Annotated in this window: 14 protein-coding genes; 6 read left to right on the top strand and 8 right to left on the bottom strand. The window is 60.8% G+C overall.

Going from position 1 to position 12,833, the window contains the following annotated elements:
• Positions 1 to 356: 356 nt before the first annotated feature.
• Both AABE10_RS03675 and AABE10_RS03670 read left to right on the top strand, forming a co-directional pair.
• Positions 357 to 650: a muconolactone Delta-isomerase family protein gene (locus tag AABE10_RS03675; protein WP_342931907.1), complete on the top strand. Its 294-nt coding sequence runs from the start codon at positions 357 to 359 to the stop codon at positions 648 to 650.
• 109 nt (positions 651 to 759) lie between these two features.
• On the top strand, positions 760 to 1,476 hold the full coding sequence (locus AABE10_RS03670; protein WP_342931906.1) for a GNAT family N-acetyltransferase: 717 nt from the start codon (positions 760 to 762) through the stop codon (positions 1,474 to 1,476).
• Between the two features lie 23 nt (positions 1,477 to 1,499).
• On the opposite strand, the gene AABE10_RS03665 is transcribed toward AABE10_RS03670, so the two are convergent.
• Both AABE10_RS03665 and AABE10_RS03660 read right to left on the bottom strand, forming a co-directional pair.
• The gene (locus AABE10_RS03665) at positions 1,500 to 2,345 is read right to left on the bottom strand and encodes a helix-turn-helix transcriptional regulator (protein WP_342931905.1); all 846 of its coding nucleotides are present in this window, start codon (positions 2,343 to 2,345) and stop codon (positions 1,500 to 1,502) included.
• 37 nt (positions 2,346 to 2,382) lie between these two features.
• Entirely contained in the window at positions 2,383 to 2,943 is a 561-nt protein-coding gene (locus AABE10_RS03660; protein ID WP_342931904.1) for a carboxymuconolactone decarboxylase family protein, read from the bottom strand.
• 263 nt (positions 2,944 to 3,206) lie between these two features.
• On the opposite strand from AABE10_RS03660, the gene tauA reads away from it, so the two are divergent.
• The 3 genes from tauA to AABE10_RS03645 are packed head-to-tail and all read left to right on the top strand — an operon-like array spanning position 3,207 to position 5,924.
• On the top strand, positions 3,207 to 4,217 hold the full coding sequence (gene tauA / locus AABE10_RS03655; RefSeq protein ID WP_342931903.1) for a taurine ABC transporter substrate-binding protein: 1,011 nt from the start codon (positions 3,207 to 3,209) through the stop codon (positions 4,215 to 4,217).
• Positions 4,218 to 4,267: 50 nt separating this feature from the next.
• The gene (locus tag AABE10_RS03650; RefSeq protein WP_342931902.1) at positions 4,268 to 5,062 is read left to right on the top strand and encodes a taurine ABC transporter ATP-binding protein; all 795 of its coding nucleotides are present in this window, start codon (positions 4,268 to 4,270) and stop codon (positions 5,060 to 5,062) included.
• Between the two features lies 1 nt (position 5,063).
• Positions 5,064 to 5,924, top strand: a complete 861-nt coding sequence (locus AABE10_RS03645; protein ID WP_342931901.1) for an ABC transporter permease subunit — start codon at positions 5,064 to 5,066, stop codon at positions 5,922 to 5,924.
• A gap of 32 nt (positions 5,925 to 5,956) precedes the next feature.
• On the opposite strand, the gene AABE10_RS03640 is transcribed toward AABE10_RS03645, so the two are convergent.
• Positions 5,957 to 6,985: a Gfo/Idh/MocA family oxidoreductase gene (locus AABE10_RS03640; protein ID WP_342931900.1), complete on the bottom strand. Its 1,029-nt coding sequence runs from the start codon at positions 6,983 to 6,985 to the stop codon at positions 5,957 to 5,959.
• Between the two features lie 88 nt (positions 6,986 to 7,073).
• On the opposite strand from AABE10_RS03640, the gene AABE10_RS03635 reads away from it, so the two are divergent.
• Positions 7,074 to 7,589 carry a hypothetical protein gene (locus AABE10_RS03635; protein ID WP_342931899.1) on the top strand — a complete coding sequence of 172 codons (516 nt, stop codon included), beginning with the start codon at positions 7,074 to 7,076 and terminating at the stop codon, positions 7,587 to 7,589.
• Between the two features lie 27 nt (positions 7,590 to 7,616).
• Here the strand turns inward: AABE10_RS03635 and AABE10_RS03630 are convergent, their stop codons facing one another.
• The 5 genes from AABE10_RS03630 to AABE10_RS03610 form a co-directional block, all read right to left on the bottom strand.
• Complete coding sequence (locus tag AABE10_RS03630; RefSeq protein WP_342931898.1) at positions 7,617 to 8,660, bottom strand: glycosyltransferase family 2 protein; 1,044 nt, start codon at positions 8,658 to 8,660, stop codon at positions 7,617 to 7,619.
• 923 nt (positions 8,661 to 9,583) lie between these two features.
• Entirely contained in the window at positions 9,584 to 10,969 is a 1,386-nt protein-coding gene (locus AABE10_RS03625) for a sigma-54 dependent transcriptional regulator (RefSeq protein ID WP_342931897.1), read from the bottom strand.
• A gap of 280 nt (positions 10,970 to 11,249) precedes the next feature.
• Positions 11,250 to 11,873 carry a type II secretion system protein gene (locus tag AABE10_RS03620; RefSeq protein WP_342931896.1) on the bottom strand — a complete coding sequence of 208 codons (624 nt, stop codon included), beginning with the start codon at positions 11,871 to 11,873 and terminating at the stop codon, positions 11,250 to 11,252.
• Complete coding sequence (locus AABE10_RS03615) at positions 11,870 to 12,262, bottom strand: type II secretion system protein (protein WP_342931895.1); 393 nt, start codon at positions 12,260 to 12,262, stop codon at positions 11,870 to 11,872. The genes AABE10_RS03620 and AABE10_RS03615 overlap by 4 nt, the downstream gene beginning before the upstream one ends.
• Before the next feature lie 22 nt (positions 12,263 to 12,284).
• A complete protein-coding gene (locus AABE10_RS03610; protein WP_342931894.1) occupies positions 12,285 to 12,830 on the bottom strand; it encodes a type II secretion system protein in 546 nt (181 codons plus the stop codon).
• Between the last annotated feature and the right edge of the window lie 3 nt (positions 12,831 to 12,833).

Genomic DNA, 12,833 nt, shown 5'->3' with positions numbered 1-12,833 from the left:
CGAATGTTGCGGCGTGTCGAAGGCGTTCAGCAGCGTGACATTAAAATGACCGGCCGGACGTGCACGCCCGGCACCTACTACCTGGCATGCGCGCTCGTCAGTTCCAGGTCGCCGCAACTGATGGCGTTCGAAGCATGGCTGATGGAGGAAGCGGAGGCGTATGAGCGAAGCCTGGCTGTGGCGATCGCGGTCAGTGAATCATCTATCGATCGTCTTTTCCGTGCGCGTCTTTTCCGTCAGCCCAGCATGGCGCGAATGCCCCCAAAGTTGTCATTTACGACGATATTGTTTTCCACGCGCGAAAGCTACAGTGATCACCGTTGCATATCGCAACGGAACATTGTAAGGAGATCACCGTGAAGGTTTTTGCTGTCGGAACGATCACGACCCCGCCCACTCCCGAACAACAGCCGCAGCTCATGGCGAAGGAAGTCCCGCATACGCTCCAGCTCTATCTCGACGGAAAGATCGAGCAGTTCTGGTTTCGTCAGGACCGTCCCGGCGTGTTCTTTCTGATGAACGTCGAGTCGATCGATGAAGCAAAGGCGACAGTGAGCGAACTGCCGCTGACGGAAGCCGGCTTCATGACGTTCGAACTGACGCCCGTCGGACCGCTCGCGCCGCTGGGCCGCCTGATTCAGAAGCATTGAGTGCTCGGGGCAGCGTCGACGTCATCAAACGCCAGGCGATCAGCGCCGCGACGATCGAACGCCTGAAAGAGCAACGAAAGCGCTGCCCCACATCTCGATGGAGAAAACGATGCCTGAAACCGAAGCAAAAAGGAACGCGAACGGAATGCATCGTCTCGACGATGTGGTGCGAAACGCGCTCGTCTCGACGCATCAACGCTTCGCACTCGGCGATGGCCCGGCGATCCGTTATCCCGCCGACGTCGCGCCGTTTGCTGCGATCGCCGACTCCGGCACGGATTCGTTCGCGGCATTGCGTACGCTCATCGAGCCGCAGCGGCCCGTTGCGTTGGTCACGACAGACGAGCTCGCTCCTCCGCCCGGCTTTTCCGTCACAAGGCGTGCCGTCGTGCTGCAAATGATCTGGCAAGGCACGCGCGATCGACACGACGAATTGCAGCACGTGAGGCTCACTGAAGCCGATGTTGCCGAGATGCTCGCGCTGACGGCCGCGACGGAGCCGGGCCCGTTTGGTCCGCGCACCATCGAACTCGGTTCGTATTTTGGCGTTCGCAGTCAGGCCAAGCTGGTCGCGATGGCGGGCGAACGCATGAGGCTCGACGGGTTCACGGAGATCAGCGCTGTCTGTGTGGATGCGGCGTTTCGTGGGCGCGGCCATGCTGCCGGTTTGATGAGGCTGTTGATCTCAACCATCACCGCGCGCGGCGAGACGCCTTTTCTGCACGTCTTCACATCGAACCGCACCGCGATTTCGCTCTACCGCACGCTGGGCTTTATCGACAGGCGTGAGATGCATCTCACTGTGCTGGATCGCGCGCAAAGCTAGCAGAGCGGGCCTCTGCAATGCGCTCAGCGTTTCCATGAATGCGCCGCGAGCATCGCATGATGGCGTGCTTCCGTTGCATCGTCGACAGGGAACATGCATTCGAGGCGTAGTTCCTGCGCGGCAACGTTTTGCGGCGCGCCGACGCTCGTGACCATCGAGAAATAGCGAAGCACGGCTCCGTCCTTGACGAAACCGAGCGGGATCATCGGCATCGCGGACGCGGCGGCAGGCGCATGCCAGTTCTTCCAGTCGCGCGGCACATCGGGATACGCGAGCAGTTCGTCGAGCAGATGCGCGGTATCGCCGTCGATCACGCGTCCCACCGATTCCCTATATACCCGCTGCAACAGGCTGCGCGAAACGGTGTCCCAATCGGCGAGGAACGGACGCATCCCCTGCGGATCGAACATCAGATGCAACATGTTGCGCGGGCCTTCGCGCGACGCCATGTCGATGAAGCAGTTGAAAAAGCGTGGCGCTGCGTCGTTGGTCATCAGGACGTTCCAGTGCCGGTCCATCACGATCGCGGGAAACGGTTCGTGCTGGCGAACGACCCGTTCGAGCGCGCGGACGACGCTGTGCATCTCCTGCGCGTTCCACGGCGCCTCCGAATACATGGGCGCATAGCCAGCCGCGAGCAGTAGTGCATTGCGCTCGCGCAGCGGCACGTCGAGCGTTTGCGCGAGCGTCAGCAAGGTCTCCCGGCCCGGCATGCTGCGCCCGCTTTCAATGAAGCTGATCTGCCGCTGCGAGACACCTGCATCGAGCGACAGATCGAGCTGACTCACGCCACGCACGTCGCGCCAATAGCGCAACAAGCTGCCGAGTTCGCCCGGCGGCGCTTTACGATCGCGACTGGTGACGTTCATTGGATTTCCCCGATCAACGCGAACGACTATAACGGACTCACGCGATGGGCGCACGCCAGATGAACTCTTCGAACGGTGCTTCGAGTGCCGGCCGTGTCACGCTGGCAACATAGTTCGTGATAGTCGATGCCGCAACCACCGCAATCACTTCGAGCAGTTGCTCGGCGCTGAACCCGGCTTCGAAGAAACGCCGCTGATCCGCATCGGCGAGGCGGCCACGTTTTTCGATCAGCGTGCGCGCCAGCATCGACAGCGCGGCGAGTTTGGCGTCATCGGGCAACTCGCGATGCCGGATGGCATCGACATCGGCGCGGCGTACGCCTTGCTTCAATGCGAGTGCGGTGTGAAATGCGGCGGGCCACTCGCTGGCGTTCGTTACAGCGTTGGTCAGCAGCAATGTCTGGATTTGCGGCTCGGTCAAACTGCTCGCGTGCACGCGCTCGAACACGCCGATAAAGCCATTGATCAAGACCGGCGATGTGGCCATTGCGGCCGCGATGTTCGGAATCACACCAAAAGCTTCTTGCAATTGCCGGAGCACCGGCTTCGATTGCGCAGGGGCCGATTCGATCGTGTGAACGGGATAGCTGGTGGACATGGTCTCTCCTTGACGGTGAGCGTCACCGGATCGGTGACGCGACAGCCAAAGAGTAGAGAACGCCGTGCTGCATGCCAATTACATCGGATGTAATCGCCGCGCGTCGTTTGCAAAGAAGTGATCGCGGAATACAGCCTCCGCACGCGTCGGACGTCTACGCGCGGCAATGCTTCAGGCCGCATATGCAAACGATGATTCATTGGTTAGCAGCCGGCTCTCCACGCGCTAATCTGCTTGCGTCTCCAACTGAGCAGAAATCTTCCATGAACATTAAACGTTTCGTCCAGGCTATCGCTGCGAATGCAGTGCTGGCAACGCTGCTCATTCACGGCTCCGCGGCGCGCGCGGACACCGTCAATATCGCCTACCAGTACGGCGCCGATCCTGCGAAGCTCGCCCAGGCCAGCGCAGCGTATGAGAAAGCAACGGGCTGGACGATCAACTGGCGGCGCTTCGATACGGGCGCGGACATCGTCGCCGCGCTCGCATCCGGCGATATCCAGATCGGTGATGTCGGCTCAAGTCCCTTCTCCGCCGCCGTGAGCCGTGGCGTGCCGATTGAAGCGGTCGTGCTGAACGCGTTGACAGGCGGCTCGGAAGCACTCGTCGTGCGCAATGGCGCGCATATCGACAAGCCGAGGGATCTCGTCGGCAAGACGATTGCAACGCCCTTTGTATCGACCAGCCATTACAGCCTGCTCGCGGCGTTGAAGCACTGGGGCATCAAGCCCGATCAGGTGCGCATCGTCAATCTCGGGCCCACTGAAATCATCGCGGCGTGGGCGCGTGGCGACATCGACGCCGCCTATACGTGGGACCCCGCGCTCGGCAAGGCCAAGGAATCGGGCCACGTCCTCGTCGATTCGACTCAAGTCGGAAAGTGGGGCGCGCCGACGTTCGATCTTTGGGCCGTGCGCAGGGATTTCGCGCAGGCACATCCCGATTTCGTCGCGAAGTTTGTGTCCGTGACGTTGAACGCCATTTCGGACTATCGGGAAAACGGCAAGACATGGACTTCGGACTCGAAGCAGATCGCAGCCATTTCAAAGCTTAGCGGCGCAAATGCATCGGATGTACCGCAACTGCTCGCGGGCAACGTCTATCCGACGGCATCCGAACAGGCGGCGCCGACGCTGCTTGGCGGAGGCACCGCAACAGCCGTGGCAGCGACAGCGCGCTTTCTCCAGGAGCAAAAGAAAATCGACCAGATACTGCCTGACTACAACGCAGCCGTCACGACGCGCTTCGTGACGACGGCTGCTGCGTCGAAGTAACGGTATCGAAATGCCCAGGCTCTTTGACACGATAGGACAGCACGCAAATCATGGCTGAACTGAGCGCACATCACGCCACCGTTGTCTATGAAACGGCGCGCGGTCCGCTGACCGCGTTGCAGGATGCATCCGTATCGGTGCGCAGCGGAGAAATCGTCGTCGCGCTCGGCGCATCCGGTTGCGGCAAGAGCACGCTGCTGTCGTTGCTCGCCGGCTTCCAGGCGCCGACGTCCGGCCGCGTCACGAGTGACGGCAAACCGGTGTGCGGGCCCGACGCGAATCGCGGCGTCGTGTTCCAGGACGACGCATTGATGCCATGGCTGAATGTGCTCGACAACGTCGGCTTCGGATTGCGCATGCGCGGCGTCGGTCGCACAGCGCGTAATGCGCGCGCGGCGGAAGTGTTGCGGCTCGTGAAGCTCGACGGGTTCGAGCATCACAGGATCAGCGAGATTTCGGGCGGCATGCGTCAACGCGTGGGACTGGCGCGCGCGCTCGCCGCCGATCCGTCGTTCCTGCTCATGGACGAGCCTCTCGGCGCACTCGACGCGTTGACGCGCGAACACATGCAGACACTGCTGCTCGACGTATGGCAGGCGACCGGCAAGGGCGTGTTTCTGATCACTCACAGCATCGAGGAGGCCGTATTGCTCGCCACCGAGCTGCTGATTCTCTCGCCGCGTCCGGGACGCGTCGTGCAGCGGCATCGGCTTGATTTCGCGCGGCGTTACGCGGCCGGCGAGTCGATCCGTTCCATCCGCATGGACCCGCAGTTCACGGCGATCCATATGCAATTGCTCGATCAGCTCGTGCGCGAGACACAAGAGGAAACGCAGGATGCCTGAGATGTCATCGCTCAAGAACACTCACGCAGGCTCACCGTCGAACATTGCCGGCGACTCCGCACTCACGTCCACACATGCGCGAACCCGCATCGTTCAAATCGATCGCGGGCATACTGCAACCTTGATTACCGTGCTGGCGCTTCTCTCGGCATGGTGGCTTGCGAGTCACCTCCAATGGTTTCCTCCTGTGCTGCTGCCGACGCCCGAGGCAATCATCCGCAAGCTTGGCCAGTTGTGGACCGACGGCTTCGATGACGCGACACTCACGCAGCATCTGGCGGCCAGCCTGTCGCGCATCGCGCTGGCGTTCGTACTCGCGCTGGTTACGGCCATCCCCGCAGGACTTGCAATCGCGACCAGCAAGGTAGCGCGCGGCGCGCTCGACCCGGTGATCGAGTTCTATCGCCCGGTTCCGCCGCTCGCGTATCTGCCGTTGATGGTAATCTGGTTTGGCATCGGCGAGTTATCGAAGGTACTGCTCATCTATCTGACCATCTTCGCACCGCTGACGATCGCGACCGCGTCGGGCGCCACCCGCGTCGCAAAGAGCCGGTTGCTCGCCGCCGCATCGCTCGGTGCTACACGGTTCAAGCTGCTCGTCCACGTAGTGTTGCCAAGCGCGTTGCCCGAAATACTGACGGGCTTGCGAATCGCGCTAGGCGCCGGATGGTCGACGCTCGTGGCCGCTGAACTGATTGCCGCAACGCGCGGACTCGGCTTCATGGTCTATTCTGCTTCCCGCTTTCTCGTCACCGATGTCGTGATTGCCGGGATTCTCGTGATCGGCGCCATTGCTTTGGTCCTGGAACTAGGATTGCGATGGCTGCAACGCAAGCTCACTCCGTGGCATACGGAGAACTGAGAAGCACAAAGCAGCATTGTCGGGGACCGCGTTTATTCAAGCGAGCGTTGACTGTCCTCGATGCTCACCCAACCGCCCGACTGGGCGGAGCGGAAAACGGCATCGATCACTCGCATATTGGAGCGTGCGTCTTCAAGCGGAATAGCCTGTGGACCTCCGCTCAATATCGCTTCTGCGAACGCGGCAGCTGCCACGCCATATTGATCGCACACCGGCAGCTCCAGCCAGCGCTCCGTATTGACTCCTGCGTCTGATCGTTCGCTCAGTAACAGACGCGTCGGCCGGTCGTTCGGTGCGTTGAACGGAATCTCGACCTCAATCCGGCCCGTCGTGCCGTGAAACTGCATGCGCTGGTAATTGTGGATCTGCGTCGCGTAAAAGAAGCTTGCCTGCACGCCGTCGAAATCCATCAACACAGAGCCAAGCCGGTCCACCTTGAACATCGGATCTCGCTCCATCAGCGCAACCACCTGCTTTGGCTCACGCCCAATGACGAAGCGTGAAGTCGTGATGGGATAACACCCGATATCCAGAAGACCGCCGCCGCCAAGTTGACTTTGATTGCGAATATTGTTCGGGTCGGCGTTGTAATAGGTAAAGCCTCCTGTCACCGCCCGCAATTCGCCTATGGCGCCCTCTTCGATCAAGGTTCGCACTTTTAGCCATTGCGGATGCGTGCGAACCATGAACGCTTCCTGTACGTATCGGCCGCTCTTGTCGCGCGCAGCGATAAGCCGCTCGGCTTGGCGAACGTCCAGCCCGATCGGCTTCTCACACAGAACGTGCTTGCCTGCCTCGACGGCCCTGATCGTCCATTCCATGTGAATGTGATTAGGCAATGGGATATATACCGCGTCGATTTCCGGGTCTTCCAGCAGTGCCTCGTAACTGTCATATGCGACAGCAAGCCCATATTTCGCCGCCGCTTCCCGGGCTTTCTGCGGATCTCTCGACGCAATGCCCTTTACACGACACTTCGGCGCCTTATGCATCGGCACAACGACCTTGTCGTTGATCTTTGCCGTACCCAGGATTCCCCAAACAACCGCATCGTTTGCCATGACATGTCCTTTCGAATTCGGTATGTGAGAATTGGACTAACGAACGCACCTACACGTCCATTTGCGTCAGTGTACGCTCAGCACTTATATGGGCGGCACTGTTGGCGAACGCCACGCCACCCGCGCCGCGCCTGTCCGTAATACACAGCTTACGAACACGATCGCGCTGTTAACTTCTACGCCCTCGTTGTCTAAACTTTTGCCCGGCAACGACAAATCTGTCGACTGCTCGGGACGGATGCTCAATGTCGAACACCGTCCCGGCAGTCAGATCGACACCTTCTGGGAGAGGACGAAAATGGATGTCTGCCACGCATGTCACGTCCTGAACGGAAGGCCGTCTAGCACACCGCCTCATCCGCTTTTGCGGCTTGCGGGCTCCGGCGTTTTCGGCTCACCGGCGCAACCCGTTACACGCTACCTGCAATACCGGTGCGATGATTGCGGCGCGTGGCTTCATCAGAACACGGATGCGGGCACGCCGGCTGAAAGATGGTCGGTACGGGACGCAGATGCGGGTCTTCGCAACGCTGATCGCATGGCCGCTCACAAGTCGGAATGGCCGTTTGCGGCGCGCATCTTCGCCTTCAACGAAAGCACGTGACGAGCATCGGGGGCGCGGACTCTCTACTCACAGCCCTAAAGTCTTAACACGGCGATTGCTTCTGAGTATCAGAGGATAGACGCGCTTCTTGACGAATTGCACCGCGCAACTCAAAACCCGGGGATGATCCATCGTGTGCCTAAGCGCTGTCGCGAAGCGCCTTTGACGAATCGCCTCGGTGACATCGAGCCAGCGGAGCGAGGTTTCGAGCGATCGATGCCGACGCGCACACGCGTCGGCTAATCTTCCGGACAGAGCGTGCGATGCGCGAAAGCGTGCATTCGCTTCGAGCATGCCCATGAGCGCCGGCCGGTCCGCGGACTTGTCAGTGGAGAGCGAGCCGTCACGTCGCCGATAGTGATAACCCATCGCCTGATAGACAACCATACGTGCATCGTGCTTCACCAGTACGCGCAATAGAAGATCGAAGTCCTCCGCGGAGCGAACCCGCGCGTCATAACGAAGATCGCCCAAAAGCTCGGCCTTGATCATCGGCTGGAGATAGCCGAGGTGCGGCGCGTTGACAAGCGCGACTGCATCGAAAGTCGTAGTGGTTTCAAGGCCGAGCAGCGAATGTCCAGTGAGCGAGCCGCTCTCGTCCATGATGAGCAAGTCGTCGGCTGCGATCCCCTCGCCATCCGCCTCCACCTTTGCAAGCAGCGACTCGAGCCGCCCTTCCGCGAAAACGTCGTCACTGTCGAGAATGGTGATCCAGCGTCCTCGCGCGCACGTCAGCGCACGATTGCGCGCGGCCGACGGCCCCGCATTGGACGACGAGGTCAGCAGAACAATACGTGGGTCGCGATCGGCAGCGGCGCGGACGATCTCCACGCTTGCGTCAGTCGATGCATCGTCCACGACGATGAGTTCCCAGTCCGCCAGACTCTGTCTCTGGACCGACTCAATGGCTTCTCCGATCCAGTTCTCTCCATTGAAGTTGGCCATGACGACCGTGACAGAAGGAAGAGGCACCGGCGCGGGAATGAATGCGCGCTTCGTGCCGCGTTCTTCGATGCGGTCGGATTCGCGCGGAGGGCTCCTTGAAGTCGTGTGTTCACCCGTTAAGCTCATGGTCTCGGTCCTGAAGCAAGGTTCAAAGATGTGGCGGTAGCGTAAAGCGGCGCAACGTTAGCGGCCGCCTTGCGGGAACAAGCCCGCTGCGAATGCCAGATGCGTAAAGGAACGTTCATCGAGCGAAACGGCAATTGAGAGCCATATATGTCCGCTCGAGTGCCTCCGATGTGGCGCGTCTACCGGACCGAGGTAGCACGGGACATCTCATATGTCCCCCTTGCGCGCGGGCAGGGAGCAGCCGCCAACGACCCGCAAGCCGATCGGAAGCGCGTGAGTCATAGCCTCTGAAGATTAGCATCTGGCCTTACGGCAAGCTATCGAGAACCTCAACGTTTTGCGACTTCGTGTCAGACATTTGCGCCTGTCCTGGTGCATCGCTGAAAATGAGCGCCCTATACGGGGATGACATTGCACATATATTGGGGAAATAGACAAAGTGCGCGCGGCGCATAGCGCCTTGCGGTGCAATTTGCGTCGAAACGCATTGCGCTACCTGGCACCTTTTTCGTGCAGGAGTGTTGCTTGCTATGTTGCGGTGGCGTCCTTTTCGCGTTGCGTCGAGAACCTGAATGGCATTTTCCGTCTCTCGGCAGTGAATTCGTTATCCCGCTACCGTTGCTTGATGCGCGAACGTCTAGCGTTTCCACATTGCAGCACTTGAACGAGAATGTTCATGTCACGGTTACGCGCGCAGAAATGCGGGCTCAATCTGTTCGGGCGGAGAAAGACGGCATACTCCCGTCCAGCAAGCTCGACTATCCGCCATCCGATGAAACCATCGCGCGCAACAAGGAGCTTTGCGATATCCGTCATGAGCGCGTCGATAGCGACGCGACCAGCGGTCACGCGACAGGACGCGAGCGGAGTCAGCAGGACCTTCGACGAGCGAGAGGGAATACGCGGTCCGCTTGCAATTGCGCCTACCGCACCGTTGTCAGCGGAACATCGGCGCGTATGACGCTCAGAAAGGCCGCAATATCGAACCCGTACGACTCCAGCAGCCGGTACAGCGTGACGCGCGAAATATCGAGTTCGCGCGCTGCGTCCGCGACTCTTCCGCGATGGCGCATCAGAGCCCTTTCGACCGCGTGCTGTTCGGCGCGGCGCCGCACCTGATCGAGCGATACCGTGCGCGTGCCGACATGATGCGCAAGGCCGAGGTCGCTCGCCGTAATCACTGCATTGTCGAACAGCACGACAGCGCGCCACACGCGATTGCGCAGTTCACGGACATTGCCAGGCCAATCGTGCGCGCGCATCGCGCGGATCGCATCGTCGGAGAAGCCGCGAATCCGGCGACACGAATCTGAGCGCAACTGATCGAGCAGATGCCGCGCCAATAGCTCGACGTCGGCGCCCCGCGCGCGCAGCGGCGGCTCGTCGATTTGCAGCACGCTCAGCCGGTGATAAAGATCTTCGCGGAAGCGGCCTTCCAACGTCGCCTGCTTCAGGTCCACATGCGTCGCGCAGACGATTCTCACGTCGACATCGATCGAGCCGTTACAGCCCAACCGCTCGATGCTGTGTTCCTGCAAAAAGCGCAGCAGGCTCGCCTGGCTTTTCATCGGCAGATCGGCGATCTCGTCGAGAAGGACGGTACCGCCGCTCGCCGCCTCGATGCGTCCCGTCTTACGCTCGTTCGCGCCAGTGAACGCACCGCGCTCGTAGCCGAACAGTTCGGACATGACGAGATGCTCAGGTATTGCGCCGCAATTGATCGCGACAAACGGCGCATGCCGCCGCGCCGAATAGCGGTGAATGGATAGTGCCGTCAGTTCCTTGCCTGTCCCCGACTCGCCCTGGATGAGCACCGGCGCGTTGCATATCGCGACCTTGCGGATCGTGCGAAAGAGCTGGAGCATCGCCTCGGACGCACCGACCATCTCGCCGTCCATCACCGTCCATGGATGCGCGGCGACGGGTTCCGCAAGAGAGCACATGCCGCGCGCGTGCCCTACCGCATGTCCGAGTTCGTCGGCTGTCGTGGGTAACGTGATGTAGCTCATGCATCGGCCGCGCACGAGCGAGCGGATCGCCTTGTCTTCGAGCTGTTCGGGGCGCAACGCCGCAACCCAGCCCACATCGCGTGCGGCGGTCACGTCGATCAGCACTTCCATGTCACGCGGAAACTTCATCGACGCGAGATCGATCAGTCCTCCCGCTCCTGCTGCCAGCCGCGTCCGATGCTTCGTTCGCGCGCCGACGTCGATCCTGTCGATGTTCCATCCGCTGTGCGGCAATACCGCGTCCGGCAGCGCGCGGTTGCCACGGCAAACGTGATAGAGCTTTCTCGTCACCGCGTCCATATGATGCCTCTCCGGCCAGCCTGAACTAGAAAGGAAAACTGATCGCTTCGATAAGAAAGAGAAAATGCGCTGTAAAGGAAGTGTCGGCTAACGAAGCTGAAGAACGCCTTAAGATCTATTTCTTATTCCGTGAGAGAAGGTGTTTTCGCGTCTAAATCGCTAGCGAAGTGTGCGGTAGAGCACATAACAACGCGCGCGAAGCGAGTGAGGAATGAAACGTGGACGTCCATTCTAAAACGTTCGAATGCTTAAGGCCGCATTTCAATGAGCTTGATGCCGATCACCAGTTCGACGCGCCCATGCTACGCGGCGTGAAACGCGTCAGGCCATCGTTCATCGGATCGAATGGCGCGTCCAGCGAGCCCGGTCTCGGCTTCTTTGGATGCGTATCGAGGTTGGAGTTGGAGCGAGCCATCGGCGGCATATAGAAGAATTGCCAGCCCGCATAGGTCTGCTGTCCTTCGAAGTCTTCGAACTGGCGGGGAAAACGCGAGCGCTTGATCGGCGCGTCCGTCGAACTGCTGCGCAGGCCCGCTATCCGGCCGGCCTCGTACAGGTAGACCCAGTCGTTCTGCCCGCTGACAGGATCGGCGTATGCGCGCCGCAGATGATGCAGCGGCTCGGGAAAGCGCGTGTCGTTGAGCAGATCGTCGACGGATGCGGGCAGCGCGCGTCCCGCGCGGTAGTAGCGCAGTATCGCGATGCGGTACTGATTGCCGACGAACAGCAACTGCTGTTCTGTTTCCCGCTTGCGTTGAAGCGACCATACGTCGAGCGCGCCCATCAGCGCGATCGAAAGCAGCATCAACGCGATCAGCAGTGTCAGCATCACGAGGCCGCGTTCGCGTGCGACGCGCGCGCCCGGCGAACGTGCGCTACGGCCGCGCATCGCGACGAAGCTCATTGACCCGCTCCCGCTGCATCCGACGCTGCGCCCTGCGCGCTGCTTGCGGGCAGTATGTCGTAGACGCCCGGTTTGTTGTCGTCCGGCGAAGCGACGACCGCCCATTTGTCGTCGCCGTTCACGGGGTCGACGGGAATCGCGCGCAGATAGTGGCGTGTCACGAGTTCGTCGAGCGTGTCGGGATACGCGCCGTTGTCGCCGTAGTACTTGTCGATCGCATCGCGCATCACAGCGAGATTCTGCGCGCGCACCTGCTCTTTTCCGCGATCGATGCTATGCATGTAGCGCGGCAGCGCAATGGTCAGCAAGAGGCCGATGATCGCCATCACGACGACGAGTTCTATCAGCGTGAAGCCGGCGCGAAGCCGGCGCATGGCGTTGCCTTTCATGATCGCGCTCACCACTGTCCGCTCACCACTTTCGATAGGGAATGCCGTTGATGCCGACGCGATCCGACTTCGACGTGACATCGAACACGTCCTTGCCCGCCGTGCTGGCCGCGGACGGGTCCGCGTCATCGGCATGCGCAGGCGGCTCGCCGAACGCGCGCACGTTCCACGTGTCTTCCGGCGGCGTATCCGGTTCGCCCGTAAAAAAAGGATCGCGTGGCACGCGGCGCAGAAACATCAGCAGCCCGCCTTTGGGGTCTTTCACGTTCTTCACCCCATCGACCAGCACGGCGAGCGAAGGCGGATAGCCCGACGCATCCGCTTCGCGTTCGATGAGACCCGTATCGCTCGCTTCCTTGTATGCGTCGAGCGCCGTGCGGATCTCGCGCAATGCCGCGCTCAACTGCTGTTCCTTTTCGCGCTGCGCGATCAGTTGAGAAAACGGCACGATGGCAAGCGCAAGAATGCCGACAAGCGCGAGCGTGACCACGAGCTCGATCAGCGTGAAGCCGCGCGGCCCCGCTCGATGCGCGCGGCGCAAGCCGTCGGGACGCGTGACGCGAAGCATCGT

Source organism: Paraburkholderia diazotrophica, assembly GCF_038900755.1.
Classification (GTDB): domain Bacteria; phylum Pseudomonadota; class Gammaproteobacteria; order Burkholderiales; family Burkholderiaceae; genus Paraburkholderia; species Paraburkholderia diazotrophica_A.
This window is presented reverse-complemented; position numbering and strand designations above follow the sequence as displayed.